This is a genomic window from Streptococcus mitis, from assembly GCF_001281025.1.
Lineage (GTDB): Bacteria > Bacillota > Bacilli > Lactobacillales > Streptococcaceae > Streptococcus > Streptococcus mitis_AK.
The window spans coordinates 507,681-524,621 of record NZ_CP012646.1 but is presented as its reverse complement, the minus strand read 5'-3'; the positions used below and the strand labels follow the sequence as shown (position 1 = coordinate 524,621).

At 41.8% G+C, this 16,941-nt stretch carries 19 protein-coding genes; 3 read left to right on the top strand and 16 right to left on the bottom strand.

Annotated features, from left to right (window positions below):
- Positions 1–2: 2 nt before the first annotated feature.
- Both ruvA and mutL read right to left on the bottom strand, forming a co-directional pair.
- Positions 3–596 carry a Holliday junction branch migration protein RuvA gene (gene ruvA, locus RN80_RS02715; RefSeq protein ID WP_060627399.1) on the bottom strand — a complete coding sequence of 198 codons (594 nt, stop codon included), beginning with the start codon at positions 594–596 and terminating at the stop codon, positions 3–5.
- A gap of 128 nt (positions 597–724) precedes the next feature.
- Complete coding sequence (mutL, locus tag RN80_RS02710; RefSeq protein WP_060627398.1) at positions 725–2,674, bottom strand: DNA mismatch repair endonuclease MutL; 1,950 nt, start codon at positions 2,672–2,674, stop codon at positions 725–727.
- Positions 2,675–2,879: 205 nt separating this feature from the next.
- On the opposite strand from mutL, the gene RN80_RS02705 reads away from it, so the two are divergent.
- A complete protein-coding gene (locus RN80_RS02705) occupies positions 2,880–3,320 on the top strand; it encodes a LytTR family DNA-binding domain-containing protein (protein WP_060627397.1) in 441 nt (146 codons plus the stop codon).
- Positions 3,317–3,775 (top strand): DUF3021 domain-containing protein, encoded by a 459-nt coding sequence (locus RN80_RS02700; RefSeq protein ID WP_060627396.1) that lies wholly within the window; start codon positions 3,317–3,319, stop codon positions 3,773–3,775. The genes RN80_RS02705 and RN80_RS02700 overlap by 4 nt, the downstream gene beginning before the upstream one ends.
- A gap of 46 nt (positions 3,776–3,821) precedes the next feature.
- Here RN80_RS02700 and nrdI read toward each other — a convergent pair whose 3' ends face one another.
- From nrdI to RN80_RS02675, 5 genes are all read right to left on the bottom strand, one after another.
- Positions 3,822–4,286, bottom strand: a complete 465-nt coding sequence (gene nrdI / locus RN80_RS02695) for a class Ib ribonucleoside-diphosphate reductase assembly flavoprotein NrdI (RefSeq protein ID WP_049543128.1) — start codon at positions 4,284–4,286, stop codon at positions 3,822–3,824.
- Positions 4,287–4,363: 77 nt separating this feature from the next.
- Positions 4,364–4,897 carry an ABC transporter permease gene (locus tag RN80_RS02690; protein WP_060627395.1) on the bottom strand — a complete coding sequence of 178 codons (534 nt, stop codon included), beginning with the start codon at positions 4,895–4,897 and terminating at the stop codon, positions 4,364–4,366.
- A 60-nt stretch (positions 4,898–4,957) separates the two neighbouring features.
- Entirely contained in the window at positions 4,958–6,244 is a 1,287-nt protein-coding gene (locus RN80_RS02685) for a response regulator transcription factor (RefSeq protein ID WP_060627394.1), read from the bottom strand.
- 11 nt (positions 6,245–6,255) lie between these two features.
- A complete protein-coding gene (locus RN80_RS02680; protein ID WP_301280308.1) occupies positions 6,256–7,926 on the bottom strand; it encodes a sensor histidine kinase in 1,671 nt (556 codons plus the stop codon).
- Positions 7,904–8,518 carry a YesL family protein gene (locus tag RN80_RS02675; protein ID WP_060627393.1) on the bottom strand — a complete coding sequence of 205 codons (615 nt, stop codon included), beginning with the start codon at positions 8,516–8,518 and terminating at the stop codon, positions 7,904–7,906. The genes RN80_RS02680 and RN80_RS02675 overlap by 23 nt, the downstream gene beginning before the upstream one ends.
- Before the next feature lie 134 nt (positions 8,519–8,652).
- Here RN80_RS02675 and RN80_RS02670 point away from each other — a divergent pair, with 134 nt between their 5' ends.
- Positions 8,653–9,222, top strand: a complete 570-nt coding sequence (locus RN80_RS02670) for an MptD family putative ECF transporter S component (protein ID WP_060627392.1) — start codon at positions 8,653–8,655, stop codon at positions 9,220–9,222.
- 29 nt (positions 9,223–9,251) lie between these two features.
- Here the strand turns inward: RN80_RS02670 and RN80_RS02665 are convergent, their stop codons facing one another.
- The 9 genes from RN80_RS02665 to RN80_RS02625 all read right to left on the bottom strand — a co-directional run bounded on the left by RN80_RS02665 (position 9,252) and on the right by RN80_RS02625 (position 16,908).
- Positions 9,252–9,944, bottom strand: coding sequence for a methionine ABC transporter permease (locus RN80_RS02665; RefSeq protein ID WP_000444642.1), 693 nt, complete (start codon positions 9,942–9,944; stop codon positions 9,252–9,254).
- Position 9,945: 1 nt separating this feature from the next.
- Positions 9,946–11,007 (bottom strand): methionine ABC transporter ATP-binding protein, encoded by a 1,062-nt coding sequence (locus RN80_RS02660; RefSeq protein ID WP_060627391.1) that lies wholly within the window; start codon positions 11,005–11,007, stop codon positions 9,946–9,948.
- Complete coding sequence (locus tag RN80_RS02655) at positions 11,000–12,373, bottom strand: M20 family metallopeptidase (RefSeq protein WP_060627390.1); 1,374 nt, start codon at positions 12,371–12,373, stop codon at positions 11,000–11,002. Before RN80_RS02655 ends, RN80_RS02660 begins: the two co-directional genes overlap by 8 nt.
- Before the next feature lie 99 nt (positions 12,374–12,472).
- Positions 12,473–13,327 (bottom strand): MetQ/NlpA family ABC transporter substrate-binding protein, encoded by an 855-nt coding sequence (locus tag RN80_RS02650; RefSeq protein ID WP_060627389.1) that lies wholly within the window; start codon positions 13,325–13,327, stop codon positions 12,473–12,475.
- 153 nt (positions 13,328–13,480) lie between these two features.
- Entirely contained in the window at positions 13,481–14,311 is an 831-nt protein-coding gene (locus tag RN80_RS02645; RefSeq protein ID WP_004254995.1) for an amino acid ABC transporter substrate-binding protein, read from the bottom strand.
- Positions 14,312–14,520: 209 nt separating this feature from the next.
- Positions 14,521–14,844: an AzlD domain-containing protein gene (locus RN80_RS02640; RefSeq protein WP_000253937.1), complete on the bottom strand. Its 324-nt coding sequence runs from the start codon at positions 14,842–14,844 to the stop codon at positions 14,521–14,523.
- Positions 14,834–15,529 (bottom strand): AzlC family ABC transporter permease, encoded by a 696-nt coding sequence (locus tag RN80_RS02635; protein WP_000659743.1) that lies wholly within the window; start codon positions 15,527–15,529, stop codon positions 14,834–14,836. The genes RN80_RS02640 and RN80_RS02635 overlap by 11 nt, the downstream gene beginning before the upstream one ends.
- A 240-nt stretch (positions 15,530–15,769) precedes the next feature.
- Complete coding sequence (locus tag RN80_RS02630) at positions 15,770–16,282, bottom strand: HdeD family acid-resistance protein (RefSeq protein WP_000036821.1); 513 nt, start codon at positions 16,280–16,282, stop codon at positions 15,770–15,772.
- Positions 16,282–16,908: a TetR/AcrR family transcriptional regulator gene (locus RN80_RS02625; RefSeq protein WP_001224323.1), complete on the bottom strand. Its 627-nt coding sequence runs from the start codon at positions 16,906–16,908 to the stop codon at positions 16,282–16,284. Before RN80_RS02625 ends, RN80_RS02630 begins: the two co-directional genes overlap by 1 nt.
- Positions 16,909–16,941 lie beyond the last annotated feature (33 nt).

The window sequence follows — 16,941 nt, the reverse complement described above, 5'->3', positions numbered from 1 at the left end:
TCCTATTTGACCAACATTTTAAGGGCTGACTTGATATAGTTCTCAGCTGTATCTGTCGTTCCTTCAAAGAATTTCTTGATTTTCTTGAGCTCAGTTGCCTTGTAGCCAAGCGCCAGCATGGCTTCCATAGCTTCTTCCAATTCTTGGTTTTCAGCACTTGCTTGAACTGCCACCTTAGCAGGAAGGTCATCTCCTGCAACTACTACCTTGCCTTCCAAGTCCAGCACCATCTGCTGGGCTGTTTTCTTGCCAATTTTAGGGAACTTGGTCAAGTAGGTGATGTTATTGGTTTCGATGGCTTGAACCAGGCCAGCATTGTCATCAGCAGCAATAATAGCAAGAGCTGACACAGGACCAATCCCAGAAACCGAAATCAGACTGAGAAAGAGCTTTTTCTCGTCCTCTGAACGAAATCCATAAAGCAGCTGAGCATCCTCACGCACGACCTGATGCACATAAATTTGAGCTTCTTGATTGACCTGTCCTGAATAGGCATATGGATTGGCCACATGCAGGATATAACCGATACCGTTGGTTTCAAGAACAATGTATTTAGCAGTGATTTTGGTAATGATTCCTTTTAAATATTCGTACATAGTTTTCCTTTTATGCTCAATGAAAATCAAAAGCAAACTAGAAAGCTAGCAGCAGGTTTCTCAAAGCACAGCTTTGATATTGCAGATAGAGCTGACCTAGTTTGAAAAGATTTTCAAAGCGTATTCGTTTAATATTTCCCCAACTCACGAAGACTGGTGTGATTTTCCTGAATACGTCGGAACATCTTTTCCATATCCGACTTTGTAAAATGCACCAAAACAGGACGTCCGTGAGGACAGTTATAGGGATTGTCACATTGAGAAAGCTGATAGAGGAGTTGTCTAGCTGAATGATCATCAATACGATGATTGGCCTTGATAGATCGCTTGCAAGACATCATGATAGCCAGCTCTGCTCGGTATTTCTTGATAGAAACTTCCTTGGTCAAAAGGAGCATGTCGCACATCTCATAGATACCTGACTCAATCTCTTCTTCTGCCATCCAAATAGGATGTTCACGTAAGATAAATTGGTTTTCTCCGTACTCTGCTAGAAAGACCCCAACTTCCTCCAAAAGTGCCATTCTTTCCTTAAGACGCAGGGCATCATCCGCAGGAAATTCAAAGATATAGGGCACTAGGAGTTGCTGCTGGCTCTGGTCAACATTGCCAATGCTCTCACGATACTCCTCGTACTTGACCCGTTCCTGCGCCGCGTGCTGGTCTATGATATAGAGCCCATCTCGCCCTTGGGCAAAGAGATAAGTCCCGTGCATTTGCCCGAAAAACTCCAACTCTGGAAAGCTGGATGATTCTTCTCGCTCCAGCTTATCATAGGCCTTATCAAGGCTAGCTAGATCTAACTCTGGATGGTCTAATTGATCGTAGTTAGCTGGCTTTCTCTCTGCAAAATGCAGTTTTGCTGGCTTGGTCAATTGGTCCAAGGTTTCTTTGGCAAACAGGGTTAAATCCTGTCCTGCATCAGTCAATTCTACCTGATAATCAGCTACTTCAGCTTGACTAGGTCTTGTCGGCTCTGTTTTCTCATAGTAGAGCGTATTTTCTTTGAGTGGGAGAATAGTTTGCTCCACCTTCTCACGATTGCGCACGGTCGATTTGGCAAGATTTTCCAAGGCATCAGGTATCAAAGTTTGCTCCTTAAGACTATTGGAAATAGCTTCTGAGACCAGCGTCATCAGTTCTTTTTCCTTGGAAATCCGCACCTCTTGCTTGGTTGGATGAACATTGACATCCGCTAGATAAGGGTCTATATGGATGTGAATGACAGCCAGTGGAAAACGGCCTACCATGAGCTTACTACCATAGCCGTCAAGAATAGCACGATTGAGTAGGAAATTCTTGATATAACGGCCATTGATGAAGAGACTGATATAGTTGCGGTTGGCTCTAGTTAACTCAGGCAAGGACACAAAACCAGAAATTTCGAAATCTAAGTCAGAGTTCTCAATTTCAATCATCTTCTTAGCACTCGCCAAACCGTAAATCCCTGCGATAGCTTGGCGCAGTTGACCAGTCCCAGCTGTCCGCGTCATTTCCTTGCCATCACTGATCAAACTAAACGAAATCTCAGGATGGGCCAAGCCCAGACGGTTGACAATATCAATGATATGAGACAGCTCCGCTTGCTGACTCTTCATATACTTGAGGCGGGCAGGCGTGTTGAAAAAGAGGTCCTCCACACAAACCTTGGTTCCCACAGGACTAGTCGCTGGGATGACTTCCTCAACTTCACCCCCACGCGCAACTAGCTTGGTTCCGTGACTTGCACCCTCAACTGCTGTCAAAAGAGTTAAAACGCTGACGGATGCGATAGACGGCAGAGCTTCACCACGAAAACCAAGCGTCCGAATTCGAAAGAGGTCTGCTTGATTTTTTATCTTACTAGTCGCATGACGACGCAAGGCCAATTCCACCTCATCGTGGGCAATTCCATGACCATTATCTGTGATTTGAATCTTCTTGAGACCAGCTTCCTCAATCTCAATGATAATCTGACTAGAGCCCGCGTCAATGGCATTTTCTACCAACTCTTTGACCACACTGGCAGGACGTTCAATGACCTCTCCTGCCGCGATCTGGTTTGCCAGCACCTCTGGCAATTCAATAATATGAGACATCTTTCAGCCCCTTTCTGTATCTATTTTCCTAGAAATTGATTAGTGCTATTATACCATATTTCAGAAAGGACAGAAAAGCTCCACCACATAGGAGCCAAATCCATCCACATAAACAAAGCCCCTTGCAAGGGGCTGAAAAATAGTGTTTAATAAAGGTGTACAAGAAGTGATCACAATTTTGTATGAAAAACAAGGAGAGAAATTTATGAAAGTAGAACTACAGATTAGTGAAACTTACGAAGAGGAAAGACTGATTGTGCAAGCACCTCAAGAAACCGAAAAAGTCCAGAAAGTCATCGAGTTCGCAGAAAATCTGGACCAAAAAGAAACAATCAAAGGAAAGATTGATGATCAGGTCTATCTAGTTGAGATTGGTAAGATACAACGCTTCTATATCGAGAATCGGAAGGTCCTAGCAGAAACGGCGAGTCAGACCTACAACATTGATTTACGGCTCTATCAGGTTCTTGAACTTTTGCCAAGCAATTTTATCCAAATTTCCCAATCAGAAATCATCAATATCAACTCCATCTCTCATCTCAAGCTCACGCCCAACGGTCTGGTAGAAATTTTCTTGAAAAACAAAAGCTTCACCTACTCTTCACGCCGTTACCTAAAAACCATCAAGGAGAAATTAGAACTATGAAAAAACAAATTTTCCACGACGCAGCTGCTGGTGTCCTCATCGGCCTCATCCTCTCTATCATCTTTTCACTTATGTATTCCCCAAATACCTACGCACCACTGAGTCCCGAGTCTCTCATCGGCCAAGTGATGGCTCAACATCAGGTTCACGGTGCCTTGGTCTTGCTCTACTGCACACTTATTTGGGCAGCTATCGGTATTCTCTTCAACTTTGGGAAGCGATTATTCAGCCGTGACTGGAGCTTGCTCCGTGCGACTCTGACCCATTTCTTCCTCATGCTGGCTGGCTTTGTCCCACTAGCAACCCTAGCAGGTTGGTTTCCCTTCCACTGGATCTTCTATCTCCAGCTCATTATCGAGTTTGCGATTGTCTACCTCATCATTTGGGCTATTCTCTATAAAAGAGAAGCTAAAAAAGTGAACCATATCAATCAACTCTTGAAGCATAAAAAGTAAGAGTGCTGATAAAACCACTTGGAATAATAAAAAGTCAAGCCTAAGCTCAACTTTCCAACTCATACAAATCTGCGATAATAGCTGCGACACGTTTGATATCTTCCAGCATGCCTCGCATTTCAAAGTCAGCCAATACAGGGAAACCAAAACGTTGACTGTATTGCTTGGCTGTCAGGCAGTATTGATTATTAAAGTTACGATTTCCTGAGCCAACCACGCCAAAACACTTACTAGCATTGTCTCCATAGGCGATAAAATCCCCCACTGGTGTTGTCAAAATCTCGACATCTCCATTATCTACGCCATTCCCACCTTCCAGGTAGGTCGGCAAAAAAGCGACATAGGGATGCTCCATTTCATAAAAATCTTGGCCGTCCTTAACCAAATCCTTGATATGAATCTTTTGAACCTCAATTCCCTCGTACTGGGACAAGAGATAGTCTTTCAAGCGGGTCACAAAACTCTCAGTATTGCCACTCAAACTGATATAAACTAAAGAAATTGTCTTCATATGTACCTCCATGATTTTATTTTTAATCGAAAAACAACTACCAAGATTGTATCTTGATAGTTGTTTTTTGTCAATACTTAGGCAAGTTCTTCTGTTTCCTCTTCTTCTGCCAAGGCTTTTTGCTGGCGCCATATCTTGTAGAAGACAAGGGCTAGGAAGAGAACATTGATGACGATATAGAAAATGCTAACAGCTTTTGAACCAATACTCATTGTCAAACGCATGGTCTCATCTTGAAGCAACTGCACAGCGTCTTGCAAAGTCACATAGGTATAAATTGAACCAATAATAGCTAACAAAACATAGCCAACATAAGTATAGTTTGCATATTGCAAATTCTTACGAACAAGGAAGACAATAGCTACTACCACTAAAATAGCAGACAGCACAATCAAGGCAACATTAAAAATAGAATGAGATGCTTCTGCTACTCTATAGCTGTAATTAATGCTATCTTCTACCTGCTGAGCACTGACCCCTGCAACTTGTTTTTGAGCAGCACGAAGGACTTCTTTGCTAGGTAAGGGCTTCAAAAGTTCAAACAGAGACGTAGCTGAAATAAGAGCAGACAAGATTAGCAAGACCCATAGATAAATCGGTTTCTTTTTCATAATAGAACCTCCTGATATTATTATCGATATTATAGCACTTTTTGTAAAGGGATACAAATATTATAGTGTAGTTTCTACCTGTTTTCGATAAGCTTTTGGCGATTTTCCGCACAATTTTCGGAAAACTTTATAGAAATATCCAACGTTACTGTAACCAACCGCATAACAGATGTCTTCGATGCTGTCACTGGTTGAAAGCAAGAGCTGTTGGGCGGCCTTAATGCGTTGTTTGTTTAGTAATTCTGCGAAGGTCGAATTGGTTTCACGCTTGATTAACTGCCCTAGATAGACAGGATTGATAAAGAGATCCTTACTAATATCCTTGAGGGAAAGTTCTTTCTGATAATCACGCCCAATGACTTCTAGCACACTAACCACATTTTCATTCATCCGGTATTGTCCAAAGAATCGGGTCAGAGTTTCCTTGATATAAGGAACCAGTTCATCGAATGATTGAATAGCATGAATGGTTTTGACAATGTCCGTCATATCATCAGCTTTGAGATGTTCAAACAAATGAAAGACATCCATGACAAACTGGATAAAAAGCTGTTTGGTAATCGGAACACGCGGCGTATTTTCAAGAACCACCTTCTCCAAGAGGTTCAACTCTTCTACGATTTGATTGAGATTCCCCTGAATGATAACCCTATAAATCGGTTCGTAGTAGGTAAATAGACTCTGAGACTGTTGTAGATTTACAGAGCCGTAAAAGAGGGCTTTCTCAGCATTCAGCTTCCAGCGTTCAAAGTGTTCTTGATAGGGAGCTTCAAAGGGAGTAACGACTAAACCATCTAGGGGTTGATCAGAAATAAAAATCTGCCAGTCTTGACCCAATACATAGTAGGGAATGGTGAAGGAGCCTTGTTTTTCCTTGGATAGACCTATCCACCAATTCTCCTTACCTCCTAGATAACTAACAAACCCAGCCTCGTCTAAATCTTGACTGAGGGTCTGACTTTTCTTCCCTCTCTCGCCGAGCTGACCTGCAATCTTCTCCAGCAGATTTCCCAACTCTACCTTATCAACAGGCTTAACCAAATAGTCCACCACACTAAGGTTCATTGCTCTTTTTACATAATCAAACTCCTGATAACCTGAAAGCAGGATATAGGCTGCATCTGGTAAGATTTCTTTCATCTCCCGAATCATATCAAGCCCTGTTTTGTCGGGCATATTGACATCGGAAATGACCACATCGACAGGATTTTCCTGAACATATTCTAGGGCTTCATCGGCATGACTGGCTGTTGCGACGACCTCCATATCCCACTTATCAAAGGGAATCAAACGTTTCAGACCTTCTGTCACCATGTACTCATCATCTACTAATAATACTTTATACATTTTCTCCCTTTCTACTCATCTTGAATTGTAATACGATACTGAACACCTGCTTGCTCCGCAGACTCTATAGTAATGGCATAGCGGTCCCCAAAATAGAGCACAAAACGCTCATGTACATTGACAATCCCGATAGACTGCTTTTGATCACTGTAACTGGCTTGGTGTTCAAAATGTCTCTGCCTTAATTTTTCTCGGATATTTGCCAGTTTTTCAGCCGACATACCACGGCCATTATCGACCACTAAAATTTCCACAAAACCATCCTGTTTAAGAGCCTTGATACTAATCACATTATCTGTCCGTCTATGGTCAACACCATGCGCGAAATAGTTTTCTACCAGCGGTTGCAAGGTAAACTTAGGAATTTTCATATTCTCTAGCTCTGGGTCTATCTTGAAACCATAGGCAATGGACTTGGGATAGCGAACCATGCAGAGATAGCTGTATTTACGACAAAATTCTAATTCCTGTTTGAGAAGGGTCTCTCTTTCGTCGGAAATATTGTTACGCAAGAGACTACTGAATTCATAAATGATATCTGCCAACTCATCTTGACTCTGCATGACTGCGTACATACGCAAGAACTCCAGAGTATTGTACATGAAGTGAGGATTGATTTGCGCCTGCAGGGCTCGCATATTGGCATCTTTTTGACTGAGTTCTAACTGGTAAATATCATGGATATTCTTTTCCAATCGATCCAACATATCATTGGTGGTCTCTGCGATTAAGAGCAATTCCTGATCCTTTTCAAGCGTATCAATGCGAAGACCTTCTTGTCCTTTGGCAATAGCTTGGATGGAATCCACCAGGTCCACTACCTGCTTTTGATAATTAGCAAAAGTCTTCCTCAAAGTCAGATAGAGAATGACAATAAAGAGAAGGCTCAAGCCCACAATCAAAGCAGAGCTAGCCACTGTTCCTTGTAAAACAAAGTTTTTAGGAACTGCCACCTGAACCTGATATCCATGAGAGGTAAAACCGACAAACCAGTTCTCATGTTCCCTATTGACCCTCTCACCAATATGAAAAATCTCCGTATCAAATGGTGATGTCACAGTCACAGCCATCGGGATATGACCTCGGGTATTGTCAATGGCATGATATAAGACTTCTGGATCCAAGGAGATGTAAATCACTCCTATAGATTGATCCGTTGCTGGGTCCAGAACTGGAATGCCAAAACTATTGGCCTCTGGTTTAAAGGCCTCAGCAGGCAAGACATGACCACTTCTTTTATCCCTTGTTGAAACATAAACTTCTTTAAAATCCTGTAAGACGATTGCAACACCCGTTATAGAGTCATTTTGGACATAAAGATCATCAATGTTTTCATACAGAGAAATAGAAGTTGACGAAGCTGCTTGATGCTCCAACAGCCAATAAAAATACTCAGAAGTTGACAAGCTAAAGTACTTATAAACCCCTTGTATCCGGTCTTGATTGGCTACTAAATCTTGCGCCAGTTGGGCTGATTCCCGATAATAATACTCCACCTCATCGACTGTTCGAGTGGTTACACGCTGGGCTACTCTTTGAGCTTCCTTTTCCCGTGAATCCCAGTCAGCGTAAGAGAGTAAGATTGCAAAACTCGCAATAATAATCATCATAACTGAACTGTAGGTTCTCAGAAGCGTATGTAGCCAAAACTGCTTCATTCTATTTTGTCGCCAATTTTTCATGGATACTTTCATAGACCGGTTCCAATATATCACTGATAAAGAAATGCCACATCCCAATTCCTACAAAGAAGAGAAGAGCAGGCATATAGTAGCCAATTGCCACAAGTAGCACTGTCCCAAGGAGAACCTTGGCCACAGCTGCTAGACTCATAAAAATGCCAATCAAGGATAGTTTGAGACTATTTCGATAGGATAAGTCAAAATAAACTTGTAGTTTCAAGGACACTGTATAGGCCAAAAATAGCAAGGCAACTACTAGAACATTCAAAAATGTAGCAATCAAATGAACAATAGTCTGATGAGGCAATTGCACCAAGAGATACAAGCCATAGACTAAAACTAGATCCACGCCTAAAAAACTATAAAAGATCAGGTTGCTTGAGACAAAATTTTGCTTGTAAAGAGACCAAGCCTCCTTCAAACTGTATTCCCGAAAGCTATAACCATGTTCTGCATATAGGCTCATCAAGGTGGCACTAGCCGGTGCTAGACCAAGGATAATCCCTCCCACCAAGGTTAATAGCCAAAAGAAGGCTGTCGCAATCATCCCTAAAAAGAAACGATTAAAGACAAAGTCTAAAAATCTCCCCATGATATCCCCCTAAAAATAACTATGAAACTATTATATCATATTTCAAGCGTTTTCAAAAACTTCTAGTATCCATTTACAATCCCACCAAACCGTGGTACAATGAGAATTGTGAAAAAATTATCAGGAGACAATTCATGAAAAAATCTATCTTAACTACACTTCTTTTTGCAGTTCTTTACTTCCTCTGCATGGGGATTGGTGTCCTTTTGGGCAATCTCTTTGACCAAGCTGGAAACATGTTTTATGCGCCTGCCTTTACTGCCCTTGTCGGCGGTAGCGTCTATATGATCCTAGTCGCAAAAGTTCCGCGATTTGGAGCCATTACCACTATCGGCCTTGTCATCGCCCTCTTTTTCTTGGGAACTAAACACGGTGCCGGTGCCTTCCTTCCTGGAATTATCTGTGGCCTGCTAGCAGATGCAGTAGCTAACCTCGGAAAATACAAGGACCAAACTAAGAATTTCCTTTCTTTTATTCTCTTTGCCTTTAGCACATCAGGACCAATCCTACTTATGTGGATTGCCCCCCAAACCTATATGGCTACTCTTCTATCAAGAGGAAAATCCCAAGAATATATCGACCGTATCATGGTCGCACCAAATCCTGGAACCATCCTTCTATTTATCGCTAGTGTTGTCATCGGAGCCCTAGTGGGGGCCTTAATTGGACAAGCCTTGAGTAAAAAATTTGCACAGAAAATCTAATCAATAAAAAAGAGCCACACGGCTCTTTTTTATTTATGGCTCAATTTCTTAGTCAGGAAATCTCCCAAGAATTGGATTGCAAAGATAATCAAAATGATAATGATGGTTGCCAAGATAGTTACATCGTGATTGTAGCGGTTAAATCCATAAGCGATGGCCACGTTACCGATACCACCAGCTCCAACCGCACCAGCCATAGCTGTTTCCCCAACAAGGGAAATTAAGGTCACAGTCGTCACACGGATCAAATCTGGAAGACCTTCTGATAGGTAAACACCTACGATATCCCAGAATGTCGCTCCGCTCGCTTGAGCCGCCTCAATAACACCACCATCCAATTCAGCTAAGACAACCTGCACCTGACGGGCAAAGAAGGCAAAGACTGCAAAAGAAAGTGGGACAAGGGCTGCATTTGGCCCGATACTAGTCTTAACAATCAAGTGAGACAGTGGCGACAAGATTGCCAAGAGAATGATAAAAGGAACCGCACGGAAAATAGAAGTAATCTTGTCTAGAATCCAGAAAACAACCTTATTCTCTAAAACACCACCTGGCGCTGTCAAGACAAGGAAGAGACCTGCTACTAGCCCCAAGAAGCCTCCGATGATGAAGGAAAGAACTGTCATATAAAGAGTTAGGTAGATGGCTGTCCCCCAGCCTGCTTGACCAGCCCAGCCCATTTTATAGACATTTGGTAAATAGGTTTGAATCAATGATTCCATCTTACTGTCCTCCCTTCAATACTTTTAGTTGTACGCCTGCTTGACGAATGGCTTCTTGGGCACCTGCTAGCGCTGTTTTTTCACCTGACAAGACCACAACCAATTCTCCTACAGGAGTGCCATCGAGGATTTCAATATTTCCATAGAGGATATTAGCCGTTACTTGGTAATGCTTGTACAATTCATTCAAAAGTGGCTCGTCTGTTGAAGCTCCAGCGTACTTGAGTTGCACCAAAAGACTGTTTTCAGACAAATGTTGCACGATTTCTTGCTTCTCGATTTTGACCATGGCTTCGTCAATACCTGTGGCTGTTGAGATAAAATCTTGAGTCAAAGGTTGTTTAGGATCTGAGAAGATTTCAAGGACACTGCCCTCCTCAATCAAATGACCATCCTGCATAACTGCCACACGATTGGCAATATCTTTGACAATCTGCATTTCATGGGTAATCAAGACAACAGTTAAGCCTAATTTTTGGTTCAAATCTTGCAACAAGGCCAAAATCTGCTTGGTTGTCTTAGGGTCAAGGGCAGAAGTTGACTCGTCTGAAATCAAGATTTTTGGATCATTTGCCAAGGCACGCGCAATGGCTACACGCTGTTTTTGCCCTCCAGATAGTTGTGAAGGGTAGTTTTCAGCACGGTCTGCCAAGCCAACCAAGTCCAACAACTTAGCTACTTTAGCCTTCTTTTCTTCCTTGCTGAGTCCAGAGTGTTTAAGGGCAAAGGCTACATTCTCCTCTGCAGTCTTCTGACTCATCAGGTTAAAATGCTGGAAAATCATCCCGATATCTTGACGTTTACGACGCAACTGCTCTGCCGTCAAGGTCACCTTACCATCAAAAATCACATCGTCGTCAATGGTAATTTTCCCTGCAGATGGTTTTTGCAAGAGGTTAATCACCCGTACAAGGGTTGATTTCCCTGCTCCAGAATATCCAACAATTCCGTAAATATCCCCTTCTTGGATGTGAATGGTCACATCCTTGACCGCTGTGATGGTTCTCTTCTTTTGGTGAAAAGTCACATCGATCTGATCTAACTTGATAATGTCTCTACTCATAGCTTCTAATCAGCTCCTCTACTAATTCAATATGGGTATAGTAATCGGCGATTCGCACGTTCTCATCTCCACCGTGGTCTCGGCTATTGGCATTTCCTAGACCGAAGGCCACCATTGGCACCTCTAGGGCATCAAAGACCGTATGCATAGGGCCTGTCCCTGCTGTTGTCGGCAAGACTGAAACGCCCTGTGGATAGAATTTCTTGGCCAACTCGATTACATTGAGAATGGCTGGCGCGCTCATATCACTTCGATAGCTCATCTCTCCCAAGGTATAGTATAATTCTACCTTATCAAAGCCATTTTTGTCTAGCTGTTTCCGAATTTTTTCCAGAACATCATGCGGTTCTAGACCAGGAACCAAACGAACCTCTAGCTTAGCACTGGCTTCTGCTGGCAAAATCGTTTTAACCCCTTGTCCTTGGTAACCTGACTGAATCCCTTCGATATTGAGAGCAGGTTCAAAAAAGAAACGTTTTAGAAAGGCTGCGCGGTCCTCTTGCAAGAGAGGCAATTCCAAACCATAAATCTGGCTGATTTCCCCTGGATTTCGTTGGGCGTAAGTATCCACCAAGGCCAATTCCCGTTCATTTGGTTCTTGCACTTCTTCGTATAAGCCTTCAACCAAGATACGGCCATCTGCAGCGCGAAGAGACTGTAAGGCTTGGAGGAGATACCAAGGAGCTGATTCCACAACCCCACCATAACTAGAGTGGATATCGACATCCGCACTTTTTACCTTGGCATCAAAGGTCACAATCCCCTTATTTCCACCAGAAATTTCCAGCTGTTCCAAAGCATTTTTGGTTCCTTGTTCCCAAACTAACAAATCTGCTCCACGGAGTTTATCAGCGTGCTTTTCCAGATACTTATCTAGGTCTGTCGAAGCGGATTCCTCCGCTCCCTCCATGATAAAACTGATATTGACAGGCAAATCATCATGGTGCTGCATGTATTTTCTCAAAGCACTCAAACGAGCTGTGATATGACCCTTATCATCGTCAACCCCACGCCCATACATGAAGCCATTGCGCACTGAAAGAGTAAAGGGATCCTCTGTCCAGATCTGATCCCCATCCGCTGGCACAGTGTCATAGTGGTTATAGAAAATCAGAGTCTTAGCATCTGGACGCGAACTCTTGAAATGCGCCATGACAAAGGGAGCCGTATAAGTCTCATCAATCTCCACTTCAGCCCCAACACGTTTGAAAATCTCACCCAGATAGTTAGCAACTTCTTTGAGCCCCACCTGTTGGGCAAAGACCGACTTCTTAGAAATCAAGGTACGCAAAACCTCAAAATAATGCTGGGCCACATGATCCTTTTCAAATTTTTCAATCTGTTCTTGTTCGCTAGGAAAAACCATATTCTCTCTACCTTTCTATGAACCTATAGTCTTCTTTACAATCCATGCTCTATACAAAAGCAAGAGGTGGAATTTTCTCTCCCACCTCCCTGTTTCTTATTACCAAACTGGTTGATCCAAACCGTCTGATGTTTCTTCGATAACTTTTTTCACGTCATCTGTGTGGTAAGCTGCGATCACTTTCTTGATAGCATCAGCCTTAGGTGATGTTTCCCAATCTTTTTTCGCAACGATGATGTTGTACCATTGTTTTGAATTTTCATCAGCTTGTTCTTTGAAAAGTGCTTTCTTGTAGTCCAATTTTGCTTCTGTAACGAAGGTATTGTTTACAACGGCAGCGTCAACTGATGACAATGAACGAGCTGTTTGGCTAGCATCCAATTCAGTAATTTTCAAGTTCTTTGGATTTTCTTTGATGTTAGCAACTGTTGCAAGAGCAGTTCCTGAAACATCCAATTTAATCAAACCAGCTGATTGAAGCAAGTAAAGCGCACGGCTTTCGTTTGTAGCATCGTTTGGTACAGCGATTTCTCCGTTTGCTGGGATGTCTTCTACTTTAGTGTACTTGTTGTCACTTCCATTCAAACCTGAGTAAAGGCGAATTGGAGAGATGTAAGTATCTGCAATCGCTACAAGGTCTTTCCCGTTTTCTTTGTTCCAGTTGTTCAAGAAGTTATAGTGTTGGAAAGCGTTCAAGTCTACTTCTCCATCAGCAGTTGCCTTATTTGGTTGTGAGTAGTCTGTGAACTCTGTAAATTCCAAAGTAATACCGTCTTTTTTAACTAATTCTTGAACTTTATCCCAACGAGCTTCTTCAGAACCGCTACGGTTAACAGTTGCGATTTTGATAGTTGTTGCATTATCTGCTTTCTTTTCTGAGTTTCCGCAAGCGACAAGAGCCAAACCTGCGACTGTAGCAAGAGCTGCTACACCAAGCCATTTTTTGATTTTCATGATTCTTTCTCCTTAAAAATAATACCGTACTAGTATCTCACAATTTGTTTGATTTCACAAATTGTTATTAGATAATCAGATATATAGTTTAAAACTATATACTTAAAAATTGAGAAATCACCCACCTGATTCAGAATGGATGATTTCAAGAAATTATTTAATATCAGCTTCTGCTGGTAGATAAGTGTCTCCAAAGAATTGTTTAGACAATTTTTCAAGAGTTCCGTCTTTGTAGAGTTCTTGGATACGTTTGTCTACAAATGTTTTCAACTCATCTTGACCTTTAGCAAGAAGTGGGTAAACATAAGGTTGTTGGTCGCTTGGAAGTTCGATCACTTTCAAGTTGTCCAAACCTTGGTCCTTGATGACTGTTTCAACACCGATTTTATCAAAAATCTTGTAGTCAAACTGGCCATCGCTCAAGCGTCCCATGATTTGTTGGAAGTCTGCTTTAGTATACTTTAGGACAGTTGGATTATCTGAATGTTGTTTGTTGTAGTCTTCTAGCTGTTTAGCAGAAGTTGTCCCTTGAACAACTTCTGTTGATTTTCCACCGATATCATCAAGCGATTTGATGCTAGGGTCATCTTTTTTCACTACAAGAACGTTAGGGTTTTTAGCAGTTGGAGCTGCATAAAGGTATTTTTCAGCACGTTCTTTAGTGTAGCTGATGTTGCTAACAGCCATATTGTAACGGTCGGCATCAAGTCCTGCAAAGACTCCTGACCACTCTGTCTTCTCAAACTTGACATCATACTTGTCAGAGTCTTTAAAGATAGCGCGAACCACTTCAATTTCGTAACCAGTCAATTCGCCATTTTCTTCATAGTTGAATGGTTTTGGTGTAGCATTAGTTGCAACGATAATTTCTTTCTTGCTAGCTGCTTCTCCTTCTTTCTTAGCACCACCTGAGCAAGCTGCTAACACACCTGCAGCAACAAGGCCTAAGGCAGCAAGAGATGAGTATTTAACGATTTTTTTCATGTCATTTCCTCCAAAATAGAATACCTTATAATCTTAACAGAAAAAGAGCATTTACGCCATTATATGATATCTATCTCTGTGATAGGTTTTCTTTATGGCTAATTTATACTCAATGAAAATCAAAGAGCAAACTAGGAAGCTAGCCACAAGCTGTACTTGAGTACGGTAAGGCGACGCTGACGTGGTTTGAATTTGATTTTCGAAGAGTATTAAAAGACCAAACGCAAGACTGCAGTTAAGACCACTCCAAAGAGAACTGTTCCAACTAGATTGCGGTAGCGAAAGGCTACCCAAGCCGTTGGAAAGACTGCTAAGAAGTCCAGCCATTTGATTTGAGGAAGACTCCCAACCTTGCCTGTCACTACGCTTGAAAGAATCAAGGCAAAGATAATAGAAACAGGCAAGAATTTCAAAAAACGCTCAACGATTGCAGGCAAGCCCTTATACTTGACCAAGATGAAGGGAATCATACGGGGAATCCAAGTCACCAAGCCAGAGAAAATAACTGCTAATAAAAGATACTTACTGACCATCTAAAACCACCCCCATTGTACAACCTAGCAAGGTCGCAAACAGAACAGCTAGCGACTGAGACACCACTGTTAAGAGTAAAAAGAAGGACACCGCAACAACTGCTAGGATAATGAGCAGATTGCGGACAGGAATCCGTCTTTGCATAATCTGGAATTGCGAAGCAAAAATTCCAATGAACATCCCAACCAGGGCAAAATCCAAGCCAAAGATTTCTGGATTTGGCAGCAGACCACCCAGAGCCGTTCCGACAACTGTTCCCACAAACCAAGCCACATAGCTGTTGAGATTGTTTCCGTGCATCCACATAGGATTGACCTTGTCTGTATGGGCTAACTCGCCCATCAAAACGCCATAAGTCTCATCCGTCAAGAGACTAGACATACCGATATTTTGCCAGAGACTGGTATGACGGAAATAGGTTGACGCATGCAAACTCAACAAAAAGAGACGCAAATTAATCAAAAAGACCGTCATAGCAATAGCTGCCACAGGTGCTTGAACCGCAATCAGTGCCAACATGGCAAACTGGGCGCTCCCAGCATAAACAAAGAGGCTCATCAAGCCCATCTCAACAGGTGTCACATAGGGCGCACCAATAATCCCACAGGCCAAGCCAATACTGACATAACCAAGGGCCGTTGGCATGGCCGCCTGCGCCCCCTCCCAAAATCCTTTTTCTTTCATCTTTCTCCTCATATTGTCTTAATAATACTCAATGAAAATCAAAGAGCAAACTAGAAAGCTGGCCACAGGTTGCTCAAAACATTGTTTTGAGGTTGCAGATAGAAGCTGACGCAGTTTGAAGAGATTTTCGAAGAGTATAAGTAGGCTGAAAAGGCTCCAGCCATAGCATGGACTATTATAACACATTCAGGAAAGAGAAAAAAGTCTGCTGATTGTAATCAGACAGACTCCATTTTATTCTTATTTAATCTTGAAGAATTGAACAATTGCCACAATACCTTGATAAATAAAGACAAAGGCAATGGTGTAACTAATATAGAGACCGGTCATCAATGGGTGTCCCATCATGATTAAACCTGCTACGATTCCTAAAATCCCCATCCAAACTAGAGGGGTACCTACCGATTTATCCGTCTTACGAACCTTGAAACCAACGATAGTTTTTGTAATACCATTTGTCAAGGCCCATAAAGAAATGATAAATGGTACAAATGTTACCATTTCAATAAAGCTACCTGAGAACAAGGTAAGAGCGAGGATGAGGGTAACAATTCCTCCAAATAAATTCCAGCCATGCTTTTCTTCTGATTTGAAGTATTGTACAATCTCAGAAATCCCTTGAACTGCAAATACAAGTGCAAACCAGAAAGTCATGGAAGCCAAGCTAATAAGAGGATGTGCAAACATATTAAAACCTACAAAAACTGCAAAAATACCCGCAATTAGTAACAACCATTTCCAAATTTTCGACATTATTTTTCTCCTTTTTTAGAGGAATCTTCCTCTAGTATTCCATAAATCATCATATCCAAAACCTGTGATAATTGATGTTCATATCCTGAAACCAAGTCAGGCAAACTGCTATCTGACGAAACAGTTAAATAATAGGAACGAAACATATCCTGAATCAATCGCAGATAGTCCATAGCTCGTTTCTCATCAATATGCTCTTTCAGTTTGGATTCTGATATAAGTTTTTGACAAACTTGTTCATTCAAGTCCAAAAAGATAGCTTTCTGTGGTGCAATGTCTGCTTCCAATTCTTCTGGTGTCGCAATCATTGCCTCAAAGAAAATGTGGCTATGTTCTGGGTATTGCTGATAAAATTGGTGACGTCTTTCCATATAATCAGCTAAGGAGGGCACTTGACCTTCCACCCCCAGAAACACTGCCAAAGCTTTCTCAAAACTCTCCTGAAAACAAGTTAGATAGAGGTCTGATTTCCCTGAAAAATTATGATACAAAACTCCTTTGGAAATACCATCCACTTTACAAAGTTCATTGATGACAAAACCTTGATAGCCTTTTGTAGCAAATTCAAACAAAGCAGCGGTAATGATTTTCTCTCTTCGTAGTCTTGTTTTTTCTTCTTTTCTCATGTATTTATCTCTACATTTTTTAATTATAAACCG

Bases quoted from the DNA above. Each gene is read 5' to 3' on its own strand.
- ruvA (WP_060627399.1), bottom strand. From the start codon at position 596: ATGTACGAATATTTAAAAGGAATCATTACCAAAATCACTGCTAAATAC.
- mutL (WP_060627398.1), bottom strand. From the start codon at position 2,674: ATGTCTCATATTATTGAATTGCCAGAGGTGCTGGCAAACCAGATCGCG.
- RN80_RS02705 (WP_060627397.1), top strand. From the start codon at position 2,880: ATGAAAGTAGAACTACAGATTAGTGAAACTTACGAAGAGGAAAGACTG.
- RN80_RS02700 (WP_060627396.1), top strand. From the start codon at position 3,317: ATGAAAAAACAAATTTTCCACGACGCAGCTGCTGGTGTCCTCATCGGC.
- nrdI (WP_049543128.1), bottom strand. From the start codon at position 4,286: ATGAAGACAATTTCTTTAGTTTATATCAGTTTGAGTGGCAATACTGAG.
- RN80_RS02690 (WP_060627395.1), bottom strand. From the start codon at position 4,897: ATGAAAAAGAAACCGATTTATCTATGGGTCTTGCTAATCTTGTCTGCT.
- RN80_RS02685 (WP_060627394.1), bottom strand. From the start codon at position 6,244: ATGTATAAAGTATTATTAGTAGATGATGAGTACATGGTGACAGAAGGT.
- RN80_RS02680 (WP_301280308.1), bottom strand. From the start codon at position 7,926: ATGAAAAATTGGCGACAAAATAGAATGAAGCAGTTTTGGCTACATACG.
- RN80_RS02675 (WP_060627393.1), bottom strand. From the start codon at position 8,518: ATGGGGAGATTTTTAGACTTTGTCTTTAATCGTTTCTTTTTAGGGATG.
- RN80_RS02670 (WP_060627392.1), top strand. From the start codon at position 8,653: ATGAAAAAATCTATCTTAACTACACTTCTTTTTGCAGTTCTTTACTTC.
- RN80_RS02665 (WP_000444642.1), bottom strand. From the start codon at position 9,944: ATGGAATCATTGATTCAAACCTATTTACCAAATGTCTATAAAATGGGC.
- RN80_RS02660 (WP_060627391.1), bottom strand. From the start codon at position 11,007: ATGAGTAGAGACATTATCAAGTTAGATCAGATCGATGTGACTTTTCAC.
- RN80_RS02655 (WP_060627390.1), bottom strand. From the start codon at position 12,373: ATGGTTTTTCCTAGCGAACAAGAACAGATTGAAAAATTTGAAAAGGAT.
- RN80_RS02650 (WP_060627389.1), bottom strand. From the start codon at position 13,327: ATGAAAATCAAAAAATGGCTTGGTGTAGCAGCTCTTGCTACAGTCGCA.
- RN80_RS02645 (WP_004254995.1), bottom strand. From the start codon at position 14,311: ATGAAAAAAATCGTTAAATACTCATCTCTTGCTGCCTTAGGCCTTGTT.
- RN80_RS02640 (WP_000253937.1), bottom strand. From the start codon at position 14,844: ATGGTCAGTAAGTATCTTTTATTAGCAGTTATTTTCTCTGGCTTGGTG.
- RN80_RS02635 (WP_000659743.1), bottom strand. From the start codon at position 15,529: ATGAAAGAAAAAGGATTTTGGGAGGGGGCGCAGGCGGCCATGCCAACG.
- RN80_RS02630 (WP_000036821.1), bottom strand. From the start codon at position 16,282: ATGTCGAAAATTTGGAAATGGTTGTTACTAATTGCGGGTATTTTTGCA.
- RN80_RS02625 (WP_001224323.1), bottom strand. From the start codon at position 16,908: ATGAGAAAAGAAGAAAAAACAAGACTACGAAGAGAGAAAATCATTACC.